Annotated in this window: 19 protein-coding genes and 1 tRNA gene; 5 read left to right on the forward strand and 15 right to left on the reverse strand. The window is 51.2% G+C overall.

What is annotated here, in order from left to right; translation table 11 throughout:
• The 10 genes from HPY52_06685 to HPY52_06730 form a co-directional block, all read right to left on the reverse strand.
• A partial coding sequence (locus HPY52_06685; GenBank protein NPV79950.1) for a hypothetical protein occupies positions 1-245 on the reverse strand: 245 nt, incomplete at its 3' end.
• Positions 242-607: a hypothetical protein gene (locus HPY52_06690; protein NPV79951.1), complete on the reverse strand. Its 366-nt coding sequence runs from the start codon at positions 605-607 to the stop codon at positions 242-244. The genes HPY52_06690 and HPY52_06685, both read right to left, overlap by 4 nt.
• A gap of 12 nt (positions 608-619) precedes the next feature.
• Positions 620-1669: a Gfo/Idh/MocA family oxidoreductase gene (locus HPY52_06695; GenBank protein ID NPV79952.1), complete on the reverse strand. Its 1050-nt coding sequence runs from the start codon at positions 1667-1669 to the stop codon at positions 620-622.
• Positions 1670-1744: 75 nt separating this feature from the next.
• A complete protein-coding gene (locus HPY52_06700; GenBank protein ID NPV79953.1) occupies positions 1745-2023 on the reverse strand; it encodes a hypothetical protein in 279 nt (92 codons plus the stop codon).
• A 104-nt stretch (positions 2024-2127) separates the two neighbouring features.
• Positions 2128-2850 carry an IS1634 family transposase gene (locus HPY52_06705; protein NPV79954.1) on the reverse strand — a complete coding sequence of 241 codons (723 nt, stop codon included), beginning with the start codon at positions 2848-2850 and terminating at the stop codon, positions 2128-2130.
• A gap of 68 nt (positions 2851-2918) precedes the next feature.
• Positions 2919-3728, reverse strand: a complete 810-nt coding sequence (locus HPY52_06710; GenBank protein ID NPV79955.1) for an IS1634 family transposase — start codon at positions 3726-3728, stop codon at positions 2919-2921.
• 437 nt (positions 3729-4165) lie between these two features.
• A tRNA-His gene (locus HPY52_06715) sits at positions 4166-4240 on the reverse strand.
• A 155-nt stretch (positions 4241-4395) separates the two neighbouring features.
• A complete protein-coding gene (locus HPY52_06720; protein NPV79956.1) occupies positions 4396-5217 on the reverse strand; it encodes a ZIP family metal transporter in 822 nt (273 codons plus the stop codon).
• Between the two features lie 545 nt (positions 5218-5762).
• The gene (locus HPY52_06725) at positions 5763-6098 is read right to left on the reverse strand and encodes a hypothetical protein (GenBank protein ID NPV79957.1); all 336 of its coding nucleotides are present in this window, start codon (positions 6096-6098) and stop codon (positions 5763-5765) included.
• Between the two features lie 68 nt (positions 6099-6166).
• Complete coding sequence (locus HPY52_06730; protein ID NPV79958.1) at positions 6167-6853, reverse strand: nuclease; 687 nt, start codon at positions 6851-6853, stop codon at positions 6167-6169.
• Positions 6854-7202: 349 nt separating this feature from the next.
• Here HPY52_06730 and HPY52_06735 point away from each other — a divergent pair, with 349 nt between their 5' ends.
• A complete protein-coding gene (locus tag HPY52_06735; GenBank protein NPV79959.1) occupies positions 7203-7520 on the forward strand; it encodes a hypothetical protein in 318 nt (105 codons plus the stop codon).
• A 336-nt stretch (positions 7521-7856) separates the two neighbouring features.
• Here HPY52_06735 and HPY52_06740 read toward each other — a convergent pair whose 3' ends face one another.
• Positions 7857-8225, reverse strand: coding sequence for a type II toxin-antitoxin system PemK/MazF family toxin (locus HPY52_06740; GenBank protein NPV79960.1), 369 nt, complete (start codon positions 8223-8225; stop codon positions 7857-7859).
• Entirely contained in the window at positions 8215-8673 is a 459-nt protein-coding gene (locus HPY52_06745; protein ID NPV79961.1) for a helix-turn-helix domain-containing protein, read from the reverse strand. Before HPY52_06745 ends, HPY52_06740 begins: the two co-directional genes overlap by 11 nt.
• A gap of 274 nt (positions 8674-8947) precedes the next feature.
• Here HPY52_06745 and HPY52_06750 point away from each other — a divergent pair, with 274 nt between their 5' ends.
• Positions 8948-10177, forward strand: coding sequence for a hypothetical protein (locus HPY52_06750; GenBank protein NPV79962.1), 1230 nt, complete (start codon positions 8948-8950; stop codon positions 10175-10177).
• 54 nt (positions 10178-10231) lie between these two features.
• Here the strand turns inward: HPY52_06750 and HPY52_06755 are convergent, their stop codons facing one another.
• Positions 10232-11272 carry an FAD-dependent oxidoreductase gene (locus tag HPY52_06755; GenBank protein ID NPV79963.1) on the reverse strand — a complete coding sequence of 347 codons (1041 nt, stop codon included), beginning with the start codon at positions 11270-11272 and terminating at the stop codon, positions 10232-10234.
• An 87-nt stretch (positions 11273-11359) separates the two neighbouring features.
• A complete protein-coding gene (locus HPY52_06760; protein ID NPV79964.1) occupies positions 11360-12622 on the reverse strand; it encodes a D-alanyl-D-alanine carboxypeptidase in 1263 nt (420 codons plus the stop codon).
• Between the two features lie 275 nt (positions 12623-12897).
• Between HPY52_06760 and HPY52_06765 the strand changes: the two genes are divergently transcribed.
• The 3 genes from HPY52_06765 to HPY52_06775 all read left to right on the forward strand — a co-directional run bounded on the left by HPY52_06765 (position 12898) and on the right by HPY52_06775 (position 18790).
• Positions 12898-13467 carry a hypothetical protein gene (locus tag HPY52_06765; protein ID NPV79965.1) on the forward strand — a complete coding sequence of 190 codons (570 nt, stop codon included), beginning with the start codon at positions 12898-12900 and terminating at the stop codon, positions 13465-13467.
• Positions 13468-13661: 194 nt separating this feature from the next.
• Entirely contained in the window at positions 13662-14606 is a 945-nt protein-coding gene (locus HPY52_06770; protein NPV79966.1) for a hypothetical protein, read from the forward strand.
• Positions 14607-14608: 2 nt separating this feature from the next.
• Positions 14609-18790 carry a hypothetical protein gene (locus tag HPY52_06775; GenBank protein NPV79967.1) on the forward strand — a complete coding sequence of 1394 codons (4182 nt, stop codon included), beginning with the start codon at positions 14609-14611 and terminating at the stop codon, positions 18788-18790.
• Here HPY52_06775 and aspS read toward each other — a convergent pair whose 3' ends face one another.
• On the reverse strand, positions 18791-20149 hold the full coding sequence (gene aspS, locus HPY52_06780; GenBank protein ID NPV79968.1) for an aspartate--tRNA(Asn) ligase: 1359 nt from the start codon (positions 20147-20149) through the stop codon (positions 18791-18793).
• Between the last annotated feature and the right edge of the window lie 263 nt (positions 20150-20412).

A 20412-nucleotide genomic window follows, 5' to 3' on the forward strand; every position in this document is an offset into this window, starting at 1 on the left:
AGATAGAAAGCCTCAGCCGGTGATATTGCTGCGCTGCCGACCCGCTGATAAGTGATCATTGAGCCCAGGTTCCGCGCAAAGGCGATAATCTCATGAACAGCAAATGCTCTATCTCTGGCCTCATCAAAGTAAAGCTCATACGCCTCGCTGGCTGTCACAGTCCTAACATCCGGATGGGAGGCTATATGCGCCACATACTCGGAAAAGTAGCCAAGCTCAGTTTCCATCTCTTGGCGGGATTTCACTCTTGGAAGAGACCAGCTAGCCCGGTCCGGGTTTTTGCCCCTGCTGAAGTTGACAGCATACCAAAACTCATATCAAACTCCTCGATCCCTTCTTCCCAGCCAAGGTCCTTCAGGTATTCAGCTACCGTGGGGTGGACACTATGTAAATTGGTATGATAGCCGATTTCATGATTGCGCAGACCAGCGAGAATGTCCCGGCGTCCCCGCCTCTTTAGAGCCCTCAGCTTCTCGCCCACTAACTTGAATGTTCCTCGTACCTTGTGAGAATCGAGGGCTTCGATGATGCCCTTGAGTGCATCATCGTTCTCTGGCGTGATAAAATCCTCCACATCGAACCAGAATAGGACATATATATTGGACACAGAACTCACCTCTTATAGGGCTCTCAAGCGTACGAATTCATCCACTTTCACCGGGCTACCACTACGCACAGATTCCTCTATTGCCAGGGTGATGGCGAGCGTTTGGCATGCGTCAGCGTAATCGCTCTGAATATACGAAGGGTCACCATTGCGTACGGCCGTAACAAACATCTGGTCAGCAGCAAAACCATAGTCTTCATAAGGGTATGTTTCAGTTTTATCAGGAGTGATGATGGTGAGCCCCTGGCCTAATTGGAAACTAAGCGTCAAGTCCTCCGCCAAAATATGTACCCCGGTCGCGGTCTTAGGTGCGACCTTTCCTGAGAAGAGGTTGTTGGCGATGCTGGCCACGATTCCGCTTTCAAAGGTAAGGGTAGCACAGCTTACATCAAACACATCATATTCCGGGTTCACCTTATGCAGCACACGACGCGCTCCCGCCCCATATACCATATCAACTTCACCGAGAAGATAACGGAGCTGGTCTACATGATGTGTCACCATTTCTACCAGCATACCGCCTGACCTAGATTGATACGGATACCATGGAACAGGTGGCAGGGTCGCCCAGCGCATAACAAGGGCCATGCCGATTGTCTTGTTTTGAAGCAATTCCTTAGCCTTCTTCATGGCACTCCAGTATCGCATTTGATAACCAACGGATGTCAGAAGCCCACGTTCCTTTACTGCATCTCGAATACGGAGCGCTATTGCCATGTCTTTTGCCACCGGCTTTTCTATGTAGAATGGGAGTCCTCTCTCGATCACCTCCCGCTCTATCTCCCCATGGGCGTAGGGTGGGAGGCAGATATAAACTGCATCTAAATCCTCATTTTGCAACATGGCTCTATAATCCGTATATGCCTTTGCATTGAGTTCCTTAGCACTACCAGCTTTAAAGTATTCCTCGACGCTCTTTCGCACGGTTTCTCGAGTCTTTTCAATCTGTGCAGGATTAACATCACAGAGCCCGACTATCTCTGCCTCTGGGATACGAACAAGATGGCTCAAATGATAAGCTGCGATACCTCCGGAGCCTATGAATCCTATGCGTATAGACATGATAATGCCTCCCAGCCTATGAAATATAGCGACGTATTGTGCGAAGGTTTCTAAGAGCAGAGCCAATGGGATCTTTCAGGGGTGATGTCTCCAGGACAATGTAACCATAAATGTAACCATATAAGAGGAAGCCGCTCCTCCCCATCCATGCAAGCAAAGGGAACAGGTCTCCATCTTGTTTTGTCTGGACTTCTCAAATATGGCCTGCCGGCTGGCTATATTAGACAGCGGACGCTCATGCCATTCCTGCGCTCGGATACCAAGTTCTATCCCGTCAAAACCTAATTCTGCAGCCTTTTCATAAATGGTATCCCAGGGAACCCCCAGCAATTCTCCCATAATACCGATTTTCATTTGTAATACCCCCACATATTGGCTTCTCGAAGCCGTCAAAAATACATCGTCCTATAGGTTACTAGGCGATTCCTAAACTCTGGCATTATACTTCCGTTAGACTGCTAGATGGGGTCCATGAATTCAGGATATACCAAGGAATCTCCTTGCCAGAAGCTCCAATATCCGGTTCCCGGTGGGGCCGTGGTCTTCACTCCCCCAGCTACCACTATGTGACTACCCTCAGCTTCCAATGCCTTCCGCACCCTCCGCTGCAATATCCGGTGTAGCAAAAGCGCCAAGAGGAGAACATATGCCAGTGCCTCGATCCTACTCTCCTTCTTTAGATAGATCGCATCAAGATATGTCGGGTCCTTCAGGAACTTAAACGACGTCTCTACACCTATCTGTTCCTTATACTCCCGTAACACATCCGGAGGCTCCATTAGTGAGGCGTTCGTTATCAGCACAAAGCAGTTATTGCGTTCCCTTGCCCGCTTTACCGCTAATTCACTGAGCGCCCCGATGATCGGCCGAATCCTATAGACCGTTTCCAGTTCCACAACCTCGTCTTTCCTTGGCCGTCCCTTTCTGTCACGCTTCTTCGCACGGGTCTCCTCTATGACTTCAGCTGACATCGGGTAGAATTCATTAGCATGCTTGGCCAGAAACTCTTTTGCAGCCGCATTGGCATCCGGTTTACACGCAAACTCCTTTGCCTGCATCTCTTTGGCTGCTGTGGTCAGATCCTTATGGAGATTCTCAATGCGTCTATCCAGAGCTTTGACCTTTCTCTTGTCCAACGCTGTTGAGTGGACTACCACAAAGTTGTAAAGGCGCCCATACAATTCCCTTGTGAAAGCTTGAACCTTGTATGATGCCGCCTTCCTGTAAGCCGCTCCTTCCCTTGCGCTACTCAGTTCCCAACCTCAATCCATTCGTTCTTCTCCCATGCCAGTTCCTTGAGTTCACCTTCAAGAGAAAAGGTAGCAGGAAGTCTCGATATCATTAGAAGCCTCTGTTCGGCGATCTGATCCAGGTTATCCTTCGTCACCACACTGGAATCGGCTACGTAGACCACCTTATGGAGATCGACCTTATCTAGGTGGGCAGCCATCGTCTTGATGAAGTTATTGTTCCATGTCTTATCGTCTACGTTCCCGCTTAGGGGCTCTCCGATTACCGGGATGCCATCCTGGGTTACTCCAAGCCCCACTTTGAACTGGAGGAGATCTGGACGGTGATCTTTGCTATGGCCCCTGAGAAGGCGGATAAAGGGGCTAGAATCCTCCTCTTCCTCATCATGGCGGTATTCGCCATAGACGGAAATGGAGGTTGTGTCGGCGTGAATCCGGGTCAGCATAATGTCCTCTATTGCAAGAGCGTTTAACATGATGGTTGAGGTAACCTTCTTGGGGTTAGCTTCAGCAAGCATATCCAAAGCCCGGGCAAGACAGTCATCATTTAAATCTTCATGAGTAACCCCTTTCCCCAGGAGATTCTCAGTATCCTGGAACTTAAAGAATCGTTCAACGTTGTAGAGTGGCGTTCTGCCAGCAAGGATGTTTATCACAAGAGCCTTGATTCGTATAGAAGGGGGCAGCTTGCATTGGGTGTCGTCCCAGTGGAGGACAGAATCAAGGATCTTGCCGATCCCAAGGGTGTCGAATAATGCTGAGATAAGAGGAGCAGGTCCTGCATGGAATATCTTTAAGGATGAAACCATTGGAAACACCCCCGCCCCCAGTATACACGGAAGCAGGGGAAAGTACAAGTAAATATTTGCCTTATAATCCTATAAATGTAACATTATCACTAAAATATCTCTCCCTTATCTATGACCTCAGAAAATGCTCCTTCATACTCCGAAAGGGTGCGAAATGTAAGTTAGGACATAAGCGGATCGAGATAACCATGAACATATACGCGCATGTGTTGCCAGGGATGCAAGCTGACGCGGCAAAGAAGCTATCGGCGATACTGCATATATGAGGAGAAGGTCGTCAAAGCATGACGCCCCTGCCAAGGTTACCAAACCGGGAGAGCAATGCCAACTGCGCCCGGACTGCAACCATACTCCCATATTATGTATGTTAGCTATCCGTTAGCTATTCGCCGTTTCCAGCACCTTATCCCCTTGTGGCGCAAGGAGATTCATAACATTGGGGTGGATGATGGGACTCGAACCCACAGCCCCCAGAGCCACAGTCTGGTGCTCCGCCATTGAGCTACATCCACCACAATAGTCATCGATTCGATATGTTACCTGGCGCTAGTCAGCGCCGAAGATCAATATTAGTTTATCAGGAATGGACGCTTGCGTCAAGATGACGAAATGAGCCAAATGAGCCAATGAGCCAAAAACCATTGCGGGGATAACCACCAACACCGCTTTAGCCAAATGCAACATCGAGCAGCATCATCACTGCAAATCCAATCATACTGCCCATGGTTGCCAGATCAGTGTTGCCCGCGCGCTGAGCTTCGGGGACCAGCTCTTCAATCACAACGAATATCATAGCCCCGGCGGCAAAAGCTAGAGCGTAGGGCAAGATGGGCTGGAAAACAAGGACTGCCGCAGCTCCAGTTACCCCAGCAATAGGTTCAACAACTGCCGAAAGCTGACCATACCAGAAACTCTTCCAACGAGACATGCCTTCTCGACGTAAAGGCAGGGAAACCGCGAGCCCCTCCGGAAAGTTCTGAATACCGATACCTATAGCGAGGGCGACAGCCGTTCCCAAAGAAGCTCCCGACAGGTTGGCGGCAAGACTTCCGAAGGCCACCCCAACAGCAAGGCCTTCCGGAATGTTATGTAGCGTTATGGCTAGAATAAGCAACGTGACTCGATGCCAGCCGGTCTTTATTCCTTCTGCCTCTTCTATCGGTAGGCCTTTATGAAGGTGGGGCAGGACTTTATCAATGCCCCGCAGGAAGATCCCTCCAAGCAAAAACCCTATAACCGCAGGCGCCCATGCGGGGATGTCCATACCTTCCGACATCTCAATTGCCGGCGCGAGTAGCGACCAATAGCTAGCGGCAATCATGACGCCAGCCGCAAAGCCAAGCATGGCGTCGAGCACCTTCCGGCTCATGTTCCTGGTCGCAAATACACCGGCTGCGCCCAGCGCAGTCATGGCCCAGGTGAAACATGTCGCCAGGAGCGCCTGTATGGCTGGATGGAAACTCTGGAAAATGTCAACGTTCACCGTCATTTCCCTCCTACTTGCATCTCCATCTCACTCGAAATTTATGATACCTATAGAAACTAGATTGATCCCCGTCACTTTGAAAGATGTTATCGGGGTAGTTCCGGCATAATGTGCGTCATTGACTCCCGCCATATCCATGGCCGCGATTCTTGACTGGTTTTGGTGCCAGCGGAAACAAGGACAAGTCCGGCATCAATAGTCTTTCCAATAACACCGACTTGACCGGATTCCCATCTATCCTATCGATAAGCTGAGGCCGCATATAAGGAAGCCGTGATTCGCCAGATATTAGGACTTCTCTGATTCCAGGACCTGGTCGTAAAGCCTGCGAAAAAGGGCCTTATGTTTTCCTCGACGTCAGCCAGCTTTTTGAAAGCCTCTGCAAACCCCGTGTTACGGAAAGCATCGGTCATCGCAAATGACCGAAACATACCAGCATGAGAAGGAGGACCCGCAGAACACAAAACTCCGTATGGAACTGGCCATCGTCTATCATGGCAAGGCCACCCTAGGGGACAAGCAGTCAATCGGAAAAGCTGAGCAGCTTTTCATCGAACAAACAGATAGGAGAAGGCGAACATTTGGATCGTGATTTCCGGGAACCCCACCGCTATATTGAAGCTGAATTTCGTGTAAATGTATCCTTCAATCGACCCGGGCCCGGTTATGACAGCCCCAATCCCCGTGAGGATCCATAGGGCCAGGAATAACTTGAGCCAGCCATAGGGTCCCTTGGGGATGATTGCTCGAAAATGGTAAAAGGCAAGGCCGAGCAGTGCACCTCGCAGTATCTGAAATACAACGGCTAACTGGACAATCGGTGAGTCTAACGTCCGCATGATTTCCTTGAGCAACGGATCCGCAGCGAAATACTCGAATTTCAATCTTTCGACAGCCGATCGAATTCTCCTGCGCTATGTCGTAATAGTATGTCGCAATAGATTGCGCCGAACTAAGGTTTGCAAACCTTGCAGGGGACATAACCAGCCTTCAATGCTTCCTTCCTGCTCTTGAAGATTATCAGATTCTTCGGTGAGATCTTCTTTGCCCATACACACCATGGATAGTGGAATTTATCAGACTTGGATGAAGCATAATACATTTCTTGGGAGTCGCCGCCATCTTTGTCATCTTTTTCGCCCCAAAGTCCCCTTCCGGCATCCCTGGCCGCGCGTTCGAGCTGCAGAAACGTCTGGGCATATTTGACATTCGGTGGGATGGTCATCACCTGGGCATAGCCCGCCTCCACAAGCCATGCATTGACGAATGTAGTTCCCACATACACATAAGCAAGGATCCGGCCATATTTGTCGTACCGCTCTATGTCAAATTCCAATTTGACCTTCTTACCCTCGACTAGCTTCCTATTGGCCTTGAATGCCTCCTCGCCCATCCATTCCACAGGTTTCGATGGGTGCTTGGTCTCAGGAGTGTTCACGCCTATATAGCGAACCTTGCCGAGTTTTTCTACCTCAATCGTATCCCCATCGATGACACGGAGAACCGGGTATTCACGAAGTCCTTTTGGGACAGGCCAGTTTTCTGATTTAAGACCAGCTAGAGCCGTAGCCCCGATCAAGAGGATGAGGATAAAGACTGCGAGGTTTATGAATAGCCGTCTTTGGCGCATCACGATCATACTCCTGTCACCTCATCAATACATATACGCTACATGCCCCTCTTTATGCGCCAGGGTATGAATACGAATTTGAGATCAGACGACTATGAGTATGAATATTATTAAAATTATACCATATATACATCCTCACGCGATGCGGATGAAAGCACAATGGGGATATGGATGGGAGGGCACGGATAAGAGCATAGGTTGCTTCTCCCGACAATAATCGGTATCATATTGATAACAATTACAGTCAGGGTGGATCCTGCGGGAAAGGAGGGAGCGGCAAGATACTGTCCGATTCTTGCCATGTTTTCGCGCAAAGCTGACGAAACGGTCACCGTCCTAAAAGGAGGAGGAATCCAACTTGGCTACAGCGATAATTCATGGCGGCGTTTGTGGATTTGTGACGAGAGTCAAAGTTGAGACTCACGATATGCAGAATGTGGACATCTCTATTGAAAGCGATTGCCCGAATATACAAAAGATGGCTGGAGAACTCAAGAGCATAGATGCATTTAAGGAAATCTTCAGTCGGGCCGTCAATACAACCGCATACCAACTTGCCTCCAAGCATTGCCCACATCCCGGGTGCCCGGTGCCATCGGGCATCCTGAAGGCTGTTGAGGTAGCGGTAGGGCTGGCGCTTCCAAAGGATGCGCAAATCTTGGTAAGCAAAGATTGAATACTGCAAACCAGCTTGAGGTGGCCGCTATTATGCGGCCCGGGAAAAACATCACAAATCATCGCTAAGGAAACGCCACCAGCAGCCCCGAGAAACCCCCATCATCTGGCGCGAAATAACCCCAGCCTTCTATTCGGCGTATAATGCTTTACTGTAGAGAGTACAAGAGCGGCAGATATAAGAGTATGCTATGGAGGCTCGTCCCTCAAAGGGGTCTCAATTCCACGCGCACAGAGCAATGGGCTCTCCATGCCAAGCGCATAGAGCCCCCTGGCATGCAATGGAAAGCGACGCGATCATATATTTGGCTTGCAGATTTGCGGAACCCGGCATCGCTCAGATCGATAATAACTCCTTGAGACCGGCCCGGATTTTAGACAGGCCATCTGGCCCAAGAACCCCTAGGTATTCTTTGACCCGTTTGACATCAATCCCTCGTATTTGGTCGAGAAGCGCAACTGAAGAACATGGAAGACCACCGTCCCCAGCGGCCAGACACGGATATATTGCGGGATTTTCCTGGACCCAGGGCCCGCCCTGCGTTGTGAGCGGAACCACGATTACAACGGGATACCGCAAGGTTCCTGATGGAGCCCCGACCAGCACGACCGGCCTTTTCCCTTCCTGTTCATGTCCCTTGGGTGCATGGGTGGGCAAGGTTACCAGAAGAACGGAACCGGGAACGACTGCCGGGCTATTTGCCATGCTGATCTTCCCCCTCAATTACCAGCCCTTTGCCTGGAACATACCGCACCGGTTTTCCCCTAGGCGGCCCTCCTAGCCCCCAATCAAATGGCGGGAGTGATTCATCTGAATCTCCTTCAAGCCATCGCCGGTCTTCCCAGCTTATCGGAACCCCAGGCCTCGCACCCCCTGGGGGCTCGTTATGACCTGTCATAGGCCGATAATCCTGCCAGGCCGTCTCGTTCACAGTAGCTATACCCGGCAGCAGCGAGGTATCGGAGCTGGCGCTACCATATTCTCTTCCCGTGCCCGCTGTAATGAAGCTCCTAAGGTCATCCTCTCTTACCCGCCATAGCTTACCTGTCTTTACTCCCCTCAACCTTCCTTCCCTCAGCCAATCCCGGACTGTCTTCGGGCTTACAACCAGCTTCTTGGCCACTTCCTCAGGGGTTAAAAGCCTTTCGACCAGGGCAGATCCCTACCTTTCCATACTTTACGATCGCTTCTATTACCATTATGCCGCTACCCTACTTCGCTGTCAACCCCCTTTCCCTCCATATCCGCAGCACGCCCGCGAATTGATCCAGGTTCTTGCCATGTTAAGATTTGTTGCTTGTAGATCAAAGAGATCACAGGCCATTTTTCTGAAACAATACTTTAATGTATTTTTTACCATTGTAGAGTATAATTTATCTAGCAAGTTGAATCAATGAATTTCAAGGCAAAACGAGGAGGTAAAAAGAATGGAAAGGGAGAAACGATTCGGACCCTGGCTTGCCTGGAGAAGGATCTATCGCTCAAGCGCTTTAGTGACGATGGTTCTTGCAGGTGCCCTGATGTTGATAAGTTTTACTCCTTTCTTCATGGCCGCAGCGGAGGAAACCACCGCGCAATCGCCATATGGAGATATCGTCACCCTGGACCCCGATAGGACCGTCGACGATGATGCCTTTCTTGCTGGACGGGTAGTTCATGTACGCGGCAATGTGACTGGAGACCTGTTTGGAATAGGAGACACCATCGAGACTTCCGGCAAGGTAGGAGGCGATGCTATCCTAATGGGCCGGACTATACGAGTTAGCGGAAGTGCTGATGGCGATATCCGGGCCTGCGCTCAGTATGTAACAGTAGATGGAAGCTCCAGGGGCAATATGTCAGTCGCAGGGCAAGCAGTCACCATCTCTGGCAATACCAGCGTAGGCAGGAACGCGCATCTTGCTGGAAATACCGTGGATGTGCTCGGGAATATCGCTGGGAATGCGAGAATTGGCGCGAGTAAAGTAACTATAATGGGCTCTATCGGGAAGGACTTGTTTGTCGATGCGGACGAGCTCATAATTGGCAGCAGGGCTCATATCGGGGGCAATGTGAACTACAGGGGCCCCAAACCCCCTACAGTCGAAAGTGGCGCTACCATAGGCGGGGAAGTCAAACATACGGTCCCGCCGGGGAGAAAGGCGCCAACTCCGGCAGCAAGATTCTTCAGACACCTTCTTGACCTTATAAAGTTCGTGGTTCTTGGGCTCCTGGTCGCTCTATTTGCTTCGAAAGGCATAAAGGCCTTGATATCCACCGTGCGCCAGCGGGGACTTGTGAGTTTTGCCGCTGGGGTAGCGTCGACCATCGTGATTCCCCTGGCCCTCATCGTTCTCAGTGCCATCATCATAGGCACTTCAGCCGCATGGGTGCTGGCTGCGGGCTATTCCGCCGTGTTCATGTTTGCAATTTCCTTCTTCAAAGTCTTTATAGCTTTTCTGGTGGGCGAACCGCTGGCCAGGGCGATATTTCATAAAGAGGATGTGCCCCTCGTGCATTCAGCCATAATTGGCGGGATTGCCATATACCTGGTCACCCTGGTCCCGTATCTGGGCTTCGTTATTGGAGCCATCGGGATATTCCTGGCCCTGGGGGCTTTACTCATATTGCTGAAAGATGCTGCCCTTTCATGGCCATTCGCAAAGAAGGCCGCCTGAGAATAGAGTATCAATTGATCCCCGGCCATACTCATGAGGGCCGGGGATCGATGATCAGTGCGCTATGAGCTTTTCGGCTTCCACTGCCGCAATGGCTCCGTCGCTAACTGCCGTGACTATCTGCCTCAGTGTCTTCTGGCGAACATCGCCTGCGGCAAATATTCCTCCGATCTGAGTGCGCATTCGTTCGTCTGTGACAATGTATCCCTGCGCGCTGAGTGACAAGAACCCCTTCAGAAATTCCGTGTTAGGCCTGGAACCCACATAGATGAAAACACCGTCTGCCAGAAGGTCTCGTTCGCTTCCATCCTTGGTGTTTCGGAGTCGTACGCCCTCCACCTTGTTCGTCCCCACTATCGTGGTTACCACTGAGTTCCATGCGAACTGGATTTTCGGATTATCGAACGCCCGCTGCTGGAGGATCTTCGTCGCCCTCAGGACATCTCTCCTGTGAACTACCATTACCGTTTTGGCAAAACGTGTAAGGAAAATGGCTTCCTCAATGGCAGAATCTCCGCCTCCTACTACAACCACCGATTTATCTCGAAAGAACGCCCCATCACATGTGGCGCAATAGGACACCCCGCGGCCCCGTAGCTCTGTCTCACCTGGGACACCGAGACGAGCAGGTTCTGTGCCTGTGGCGATTATCACCGTTTTACCACGAATCTCGCCTGAAGTGGAAGCCACCACGAAAGGTCCCATCCATTCAATGGCAGATTCAGAAGAATCGATCCCTATAGAAGCCCCACTGCTCACATGGGCGCCGCCTGGCCCATCCCCGGCCTGTCCACAAGATTCAGCGCCATGAGAAGCCGACCGTTCCATCCTTATGCCCTGAACTTCACCAAAAGTCACCTCTGCCCCGAAAGCCTTCGCCTGCTCCTCCATCATTTGCATCAATTCCGGGCCTCCCACCCCATCTGGAAAGCCGGGATAGTTTTCAACCCTAAAAGTCGTGGCGGCCTGCCCTCCGGTAGCGCCCCGTTCGAGAAGCACCGTTTTCAAATTAGCTCGTCCACCATAAATAGCTGCAGCTAGGCCCGCCGGGCCTCCTCCCACCACTACTAGATCGTAAATATCCTGTGTAGACATATCGCCCTGCCGCGTATCGTGGCCAGCACATTCAATCTGCCATCAGACTCCACAATTCGCGGCGTTCCTCCCTTCAGGTTGATTCTTTCATCGATTGCGCCAAGATAATCTTTCCAGCCAGAGGTTCCATATCCGGCGACGCCCAACCGACCTCTCTGCTATAAGATCTACCGAAGCAATGGACTGATCGTCAAAGTAGACAACCAGACTTCCCAGCCTTTCACCGGCCTTGACAGGCGCCTTTACCGGTTCTTCTGCCATAATCTTGAGCTTTATAGCGCCAAGATCCCTTTTTCTTACCACCATCTGTAGGTCCCTCAACGGAACTACGGGAACCTCACCCTCTAGGCCGCCCCTTACAGGTATCCTGGTGAGCGGTTGTCCCTTCTTGGCTAAGGTTGCAAGATGAAACTCCTTGAAAGCATAATCAAGAAGCCGGGCAGAATCACTCCATCTAGCATCGCTATGCAGTACTACCGAGACATACTGGCAGCCATCTCTGGTTGCTGACGCCACCAAACAGTAACCAGCAGCCGAAGTAGTTCCCGTTTTTACCCCATCCGCCCCCTCAAAGCTCCACAAAAGGGCGTTGGTATTTGCCAGCTGTCGCTTGATCGCCCCCTCTTTCCCTTCAGATTCGATCATCGCCTCGCGAGTCCGCACTATCTCGGCAAATTCCGGGTACCTCAGGCCATAGCACGCCATAAGAGCCAGATCAAAGGCACTCGAATAATGATTTGGATGATGAAGGCCATGCGGATTCATAAAATGCGTATTTCGCGCACCCAGCTGGCGTGCCTTCTGATTCATCATTTCCACGAAAGCTTCCTGAGATCCGGCGATGTGCTCGGCTATAGCAACGCATCCATCATTTCCGGACCTCAACATCACGCCCTTAAGAAGGTCATAAAGCCGGATCTTCTCCCCCGGCCGCAGCCAGAGCGATGATCCCTCGATGCCGGCAGCCCTTTTACTTACAGTTACGATGGAATCGAGATCTCCTCTTTCGATGGCCAGCAGCGCGGTCATGATCTTGGTTGTGCTGGCCGGAGGTCGCCTTACATGTTCATTCCTCGCATAAAGAACTGTACCGGTATTCCGCTCCACCAAGATAGCTGCGCCTGCCGTAATATACGGTCCTGACGCATAATCAGGGACATATACCACCTCCTGGTAGTCATCGGCATACCGGTACCGGCTGGATACTGACTGAAATCCCTGGGTATGAACGAGAAGAACTATCATGGCAATCGCCATCATGCAAATAATGGCGCCCGTTATTGCTATTCGCCGGCAACTAATGAACATCCTCTCACCGAGGCACCCTCCGCCATACAAAATCCCCCGCATGTGCCTCGATGTAATGATATTCCGTATAGATCCTGTGAATGTCTCGTTTTTGACTCTATTCTTCCCGGAAAACCCCCTCCTCTACCCCATTTTACGAGGTGGCGGTGAATGCCGCACAAAGTGCCACCATGTCCATTCTCATGACAATGCTGCCCTAATGACATGAATGTCTATGTGCTCGGCCTCCTGATCAAATAATACCCGAATTAATCCCAAAGGATGAAGGCAGGAATTCGGATAGCATCGAATTCCATGGTAAAAGGAGGTGAGAAAGGATGGAGTTTCTAAGGTATCGGCATGGCAAGATCAGGCTTGTCTTCTTCATCGTTTTGACCATAATCCCCCTGTACTTTCTTTTGATGCCTGCGGCTGTCAAGGCGGGGAATTCAACGGCCACCACATCAGTCATCTGCAATATTGCCAATGCTATCGAGACCGTTTTCCCGACGCAGGTAACTTTTGGCGATCTGACGCCCGCCACGGACGGATATCATACCACACAGGTCAGGGCAACCGTAAGGAGCAATGCATCATGGAAAATCACGATAAAGTGCGACCAGGCAGGCGGCAAAATGCGCGAATGGGATGGATCCTCATATGTGACGGATGGACGCAACCTGTCGCAACCATTGTGCTGGAAATTGGCAGATCAGCCTGAAAGCGCGTACAAAGCTCTATCTAATGAAGAGGCTATCGTGCTCCCGGAGGCGGGAGCAACAGGAACGGCAGGCCGAATTATTTCGATTGACCTTGGCCAGAAGGCATCCTATGATGACCTGCGGCTGGCTTCAGCAGGAAGCAGTTATAGGATACTCATATCGTTTACGGCGACGCAGCTTTATTAGGACATATCAGGGATTTGATGCCACTCCTCTATTGGATGAGACACTGCTCCAGGGGCCAAAGGAATCGGGGCTCCTCCTGGGATCGATGTCGCCGGGAGGGGTTCCCAAATTCCTGACTGACCTATCTTCGGGTTGGTTATGTAGGAAGGTGATGGATACCTCGAGTTTATTGGGATATGAAGGAGGAGTTGAGTTTGAGGAAATTCCTGTACCTAATTCCAATAGTGATATCTTTCATCATATCAGGAGAATTGGTGGATGCTGCATCAGTGGCAGTAAGTCCGACGAGGATCGAGCAATCGGTGAGAAATGGAGATTTGCTGGCGCCAATAACTGTCACAAATACGGGGGAGGAGCCTCTCTTTATCCATGCATACGTTGGACCGGGAGGACATGATGTACATGGTGCTCCGCTTTTCCTGGGCAGCCGCGATATAGAGAAAGACAGGGAGGCTGGTGAAACGGGAGCGCGGAATGAATCGTCCGGCCACTATGAGTCCAAATCTGGTATTGAGTTGCTGCAAGATGAATTCCTCCTCTCACCTGGAGATTCGGCTGAGATACTGGCTAGAGTGGATGTGCCGGATGATATGTGCGGCGGAATCTACCCCATCATTTATCTCGAATGTTCCCCGCGAGGAACAAGGAAGAAAGCGGAGGTAGCTGCCACGTCACGCATAGCGATCCTGACCATTCTTACTCTTCCTGGAAGAGCGTATGCAAAGATCTTGGCCAAAGAGTTGAGGATCACACAGCTTGATTCTTCAGATTCCGTAGGGATCGAGCTCATCGTCGAAAATATCGGCAACACCCACTCATATGCGCTGGCATTTGCCGAGATAATCGGCCCTTCGGGGGAAGTGGCTGGCAGCTTGCCCCTCGACCCGACCCTTGTGCTGCCGGGCCGTTCAAGGGCGCTCAAAGGCATATGGAAACCTGCGACCCTCATTCCGGGTGAATATCTGGTCAAGGCAAGCATCGCCAACCAGGATCAGTGGAATGGGCCCAATAGCGGAACCCTTGGGTCAAGCACTCTGCGAGAACAGGGTCTCTCGTGCATCTCGAGATCATTTACCATTAGAAAGCGATTAGCTATGCAACCAGAAGGGGGAGGAATGGCGCTTTCTTCCCAGCGATGACCGTGGGAAGGAATCTGCGCCGCAGAACCGTGAGAACGATCTGGGTAATGCTCTTTCTCTGCCTATTACACCATATGCTGGCTTCTCCAATTCCGGCGCTGGCTGCAGCGGAAGGCAAATCCGTGGGGGGAGACAGGATTGCCTCAAGGGGAGAACTAATTCTGGATGGTAATGTGCCTACCCTTGATTTTGGCCAGATCAGCCCCCTCACCTCCCCGGCGATATGGACCCGAGCAATTCACCTGGAGGTCCTGGGATCTGGCGAGCCCTGGACGCTCTATGTGCAATCTAGAGGCGATTTCGCTATACCAGGCAGATCCCAGACCATGCCGGTTTCCCGTTTAAAATGGGCGCGCGCGGTTGAAGGGGTTCCACCCAATTGGTCGCCAGTGACAACATCTGCGCAGGAAGTAGCAAGGGGGAGTTCTACCGGTTCGCCTAACAGGACAGAAGTCTGGCTCGACCTCAGGCTTGATGCTGCATGGGACGATCCAGTTCCAGCACCAGGGGAGAAATATCGCGGAGAATTGCTATTCACGGTCAGCGCCGGGGAACTCAAATCCAATTTCGTTTTTCCGAACCCCTTCTCCCCAGCCCTGGATCACTATGTCACTATAAGGTATTTCCATACAGGCAGCGTGCCCAACCCCACATATGCTAAATTTACGATTCGCAATTCCGAGGGGCGACTGGTCTTCCAAAAAGGAGAAACCGTCTACAACGATGCCTGGCAGGACTTTGTCTGGCCAGGCCAGAATATGGTCGGGAAACCTGTCCCTGATGGGACATATAGCTTTAGCGTGAGTGACCAGAATAACCTAATTCATGCGGCGGGGACGATAATCCTCCAGAATAGTGCGCCTACCGGGGGTACATCGAAAATCCGGGGACGGGTATCAGATTCCATAAGCGGGGATGGACTCCCTGGAGTCATCATGAAGCTATATACGTCCAGCCATAAGGAAGTGGCAGCGACCAGAACCCAAATGGATGGCACATTTATCTTCGGTTCTATCCCGCAGGGTCAATATTATATCGAGGCCACTCTACCCGGATATGTCCCGTATACAAGCCCCCTCATCAGTCTAGGGGCAGGGGAAGATAAACAGTTCAACATTACCCTTTCATCAAACTCGGCCCTTTTCTTAACCGCGGAGGTTCATCCTCAAGATGTGACTCCAGGGGACATGATCACGTGCAAGGGAATTGTTGAGAATGTTGGAACCAGGCCCCTGAAGGAAGTCGTTCTGGAAGATCTGTCTGGCTGGCCATTTGAACCCCTGACCCATGTCGAAGAGCACCCAACCCTAATTCAGCGCATAGGTCGGCTGGAAGTTGGAGAGAAAAAGGCAGTAGAATTCAAGATGACGGTGCATCCCAATGCTGAGCCAGGCATATATTTCTGTCATTTGACTGTCAAAGCCGCGGCAGTCAAACCGGGAGGACATGGGCTCAAAATGATCGAACAATCAGCCCGGGCGAAAGTGAAGATAAGGCCCGGGGTCTTTGATAGATCAGGCATTGTGATGGGCAGGGCCTTCCTTGATTTTGACGGAGATGGGACACTCGATGATGGAGAATCGCCTGCAGCCGGAATGTCGATCACGACCCAGCTTGGACATCGAGTTAAAACAGGGTCAACAGGTGAATTCACCATTAAGGGCCTAACCCCTGGCATGTACGCCATTAGGCCAGTTCCCTGCAATGATCTGCAGGCCTTCGATGCCATCGTTGTCGATGTGCCACAAAGCGGTGGAATAGTAATGGCCGAAATCCCTATCCGTAAGACTGGCCAGGAGCCAGATCAAGTCAACACCTTGATACATGGCCGGAATGGCGAACTCAATCTCGATATCCTAGCGGCTGGAGATTTAATGATAGGGGCAGCTCTTGATGCGCCAGGGGGCCCGTCGCCTTCTCCGCTGAAAGGAAGGCTCTCCGGGACCTTGACCATTAAGGGGTCGGCCCCAGATTGGCTGCGCTCAGAGTACGACCTGAGATTGACTCTGGATTCCCGGGGGCTTATCCCTGCCAGCGCACAAGACGACGCCGACGCCAACCTCATAGGTTCCCCTCTAGATCTATTCGACGAAGATTCATATAGCCTGAGATATGCTGACCCTATGTATTGGGCGCTGAATGTGAAGGCAAATGCGAACACGGATCAGGGCGACCTGATTTTCAAGGCAGGGCACATTACACTCGACCAGGCTACACGGAATGGGGCCCACGATCCATCCAGTGCATGGCTTCCTTCGCAGGGAACAACGCCTTTGCCATCCTGTTCGCGACTACCTGCCTCAATAGACGGCATTGGCATGGAGTTCAGGTCAAAAGAAGCCCAGGGCAATATGAGCGCGAGGTTCGGCTCCTTTCTGGGAACTCCGCGCACGGTGAACATCACAGATAGACTTCCGGGAACCGGAGGTCCCGGTCCATACAGGTTGAGGAATATTCCCATAACCGCCGGCTCCGAAAAAATTCATGTTGAGGCGCGCGACCCTAATAGCATGTCTCTCGCCTATACACTGACTCCACGTTATACCATCGATTATGCCACAGGAAGCGTAACCTTTGATCGTTCCATCGGAAAGATGGATAGCGCAGGGAATTTGATGATCATCGTAGCTTCCTATGAGAGCATGGTGGAGCGAGGGAATCCCGCTTTTATGATAGGCGGGGCAAAGTTTGAGTTGAGTCGGGAAAACCCGGGGGATTCAACGGGCTTTTCAGCGGGATTAGGACTATCTCTTCCTTTATCCCAATGCTATCTTGCGGATACAACCTTTGATATGCCGAGCATATTTGACGCATCAGTCAAGTTTAAGCCTTTCGGCAATCTTTCATTGAATGGCGAATTCACGCGGTCGCTGGATAGGCTTTGGTCTGTAGGGCTCCTGGCAAATCCTTCAAAGGCCCTGGAGATACGCCTGAAATCAGGTATCCAGGAGATCCCGACTCCAACGCCGGATTCTGTAGCTTCGCCATGGGCCCTGGATCACATAGAAAATTGTCGTGAGACACGTGAGTATCAACAGTGTGAGATTCTCTACAAACTAGATGAGCAAAGATCCATCTCTTTAAGTTATCGCGGTGAACAGGACGCCGATACTTCCGGCGGCCTTCATCTCCTGTCGGCGGCCTGTGATTCAGGTTCTTCGCGGATCGGTTTTGAGATGGGGCGAACTGGCGAAGGAGCTGAGACCTATGCCTTTACCTCCAAGCAAGATATCTCTCGCTTCCCTCTAACCCTAAAGGGAAAACTCAGAAAAGGCCCCGGCAGGAAAGATACAAGTGGGGATACAGAATACGCGACTCCGAGATATACAACATCACTTGAGATAGGAACTGCAGTCGGCGCAGGGAGATACTTGAGATTTGAACCCCATCTGGATCTTGCCTGGCACTCTCCCGGCTCGGAAGATGAATTGGCTTCATCCCTTATATTGGGCGTAGAAACAACCGATGAAGCGCCATTCCATATGAATGGAACCTACCAAAGAGATCTTGCGGGAGGCAATAGATCTTCCCTCAGTTTGGGATTTGAGACCTTGAGAACTGGAGATGTTAACATCGAAGGCAGACTGCAGCTGTCGGATGGCGGAAATGGCATCCATCAGGGAATGAAACTCGCCTTCGATTATAGGCCATCATCCGATCCTGGGCTAGTGTCCATTGGCTACGTCTCATTCTCGAATTCGTCGATAAAAACCACGAACGACGTATCTGAAAATGCACTGATGGAGGGGTCTCTCCTCCTCGCCAGGAAGATCACCGAGGATCTTTCGGCATCCATCCGTTTTTCACGAAAGATTGTGGGGGAATACAGGTCTTCAGGAATGCAGGCAAAGGTAAGCAGCAATCTTCTGACAGGGCGCGCACTATTCAAGATCAACCCACGATTTCACCTTATGTCAGACTATTCAATAGCGACTCAAGAGGAGACTGGCGTCAACTCACCTGGCTATCGGTTGGAGGCCATCTTCCCACTGGCTAACGGGTTTCAGCTTTCCGTCGGCTGGGCCTCCATGGCCGCGGGAAAGGCTGCCGGTGACGGGCGCCATCACGGGCATACAAGCTACCCCCACACCGGAAGCATCACAGGGTGGAGCAGTGGGGGCCCATACATAAGACTAGGGTTTGTTTTCAATAAAGACTGGTTTATCCACCATACAGGACCATAGCTATGGTGTCACCCGGTCCCTGTCCCTGGGGAATAGAGAGGCTTCCCTGACATTTGAGAGCCCCAGCAGCCGGGCTGTGAGCCGCTCGAGACCTATGGCAAGGCCTCCGTGAGGAGGCATGCCATATCTAAAAATCTTAAGATAGTCTGAAAAGTTGTCGGGGTCAAGCCCACGCTCCTTCATACTGTTCACCAGCATGGCATAGTCGTGGATACGCTGGCCCCCTGTGGTGACCTCAAGTCCTCTGAAAAGGAGGTCAAAGCTTTTGGTGAGGGAAGGGTTCTTGTCGTCAGGCATCGCGTACATTGGACGCACAGATCTTGGAAAATGAGTGATAAAGATGAACTCCGATCCAAAATGCTTCTCTGAATATTGGCAAATTAGCCTTTCCCCTTCAGGATCCAAATCAGATGAAGCACCCTGCTTATATCCATATTCCTTTTCAATGATCCTAATCGCATCCGCAAGTGGAATCCTCGGGATCTTCGAGACCACTGGAATAGAAGATCCCAGCAGCTCGAAATCTCTCTTACAGTTATCATTGAATTCTCGCACGAGGGCTTTGAGAAACTCTTCTTCAAGATCCATTATGTCATTTTCGTCGCGAATGAAGCCCATCTCCAGATCAAGGCTCACATATTCATTGAGATGCCGGGAAGTATTATGCTCTTCTGCCCTGTAAGCATGGCCTGTTTCAAACACTCTTTCAAAACCTGCCGCGACCCCCATCTGCTTGTAGAATTGAGGGCTCTGAGCAAGATATGCCCTTTTTCCAAAGTAATCAACAGGAAACAGTTGGGAGCCACCTTCAGCCCCCGCAGCCACGATTTTAGGCGAAAAGATCTCGATGAAACCCTGAGATCTCAAGAATTCGCGAAAGACCCTCACAATCTCTGCCGATACTCTAAAGATGGCATGATATGTAGCATGGCGGAGCGACATCACCCGGTTCTGAAGCTGGACATCCAACCCGGCCCGCAGGTTGGTCTTATTTATTTCAAATGGCGGAGCGTCCAGAGCCCTGTTTATCACGCGAATGCTGTTCAGATAAACCTCGACACTTTGCGGAGCCCGCTCCTCCGCTCTGACCGTCCCGGTCACTGAGACGGCGCTTTCAAGATTGATCAGATTATCCTCTTCATCTAAGCTATCCGGCCTATTTGACTCTGATGACATGACAACTTTTCCTCTTTCAAAGACACACTGAATCATGCCTGACCTGTCTCTGATGATCAGAAAAGTCAAACCTCCGAGATCTCTTATAGCATGCACCCAGCCAGATAGACTTACCACCTGATCTATGTATTTCGGAACATCCGCAGCAAGGACACGTTGCTTCGTCTCTTTTTCCTCCATCAGCTCGAACCCCCTATAGTAGAGGATTGTACCAGTGAAGGGTCATGATGTCAATCGGATTCTTGGGCTGCAGGTTCGTTCGTCCAGTCACTCACTTGCGGCCTGGTGCATGTAACTCTTGTAAGTAAGGCTGGAAAGACTACCAACTTTCTACGAATCGCTGATTTCAAATCACCCTCAGGCGCGATATAATTAATGGTTGATGGCCCGATGCCCTCGGCGCGGCGGTATCTGTCTGAGAGAGGGTACCCCTGCATCCCTCAGGG

Source organism: Bacillota bacterium (genome assembly GCA_013178415.1).
Lineage (GTDB): Bacteria > Bacillota > SHA-98 > Ch115 > Ch115 > Ch115.

Excerpts from the sequence above, each read along its gene's own strand:
- HPY52_06730 (NPV79958.1), bottom strand. The coding sequence starts at position 6,853 with ATGATCGTGATGCGCCAAAGACGGCTATTCATAAACCTCGCAGTCTTT.
- HPY52_06720 (NPV79956.1), bottom strand. The coding sequence starts at position 5,217 with ATGACGGTGAACGTTGACATTTTCCAGAGTTTCCATCCAGCCATACAG.
- HPY52_06700 (NPV79953.1), bottom strand. The coding sequence starts at position 2,023 with ATGAAAATCGGTATTATGGGAGAATTGCTGGGGGTTCCCTGGGATACC.
- HPY52_06740 (NPV79960.1), bottom strand. The coding sequence starts at position 8,225 with ATGGCAAATAGCCCGGCAGTCGTTCCCGGTTCCGTTCTTCTGGTAACC.
- HPY52_06755 (NPV79963.1), bottom strand. The coding sequence starts at position 11,272 with ATGTCTACACAGGATATTTACGATCTAGTAGTGGTGGGAGGAGGCCCG.
- HPY52_06695 (NPV79952.1), bottom strand. The coding sequence starts at position 1,669 with ATGTCTATACGCATAGGATTCATAGGCTCCGGAGGTATCGCAGCTTAT.
- HPY52_06710 (NPV79955.1), bottom strand. The coding sequence starts at position 3,728 with ATGGTTTCATCCTTAAAGATATTCCATGCAGGACCTGCTCCTCTTATC.
- HPY52_06750 (NPV79962.1), top strand. The coding sequence starts at position 8,948 with ATGGAAAGGGAGAAACGATTCGGACCCTGGCTTGCCTGGAGAAGGATC.
- HPY52_06760 (NPV79964.1), bottom strand. The coding sequence starts at position 12,622 with ATGCGGGGGATTTTGTATGGCGGAGGGTGCCTCGGTGAGAGGATGTTC.
- HPY52_06765 (NPV79965.1), top strand. The coding sequence starts at position 12,898 with ATGGAGTTTCTAAGGTATCGGCATGGCAAGATCAGGCTTGTCTTCTTC.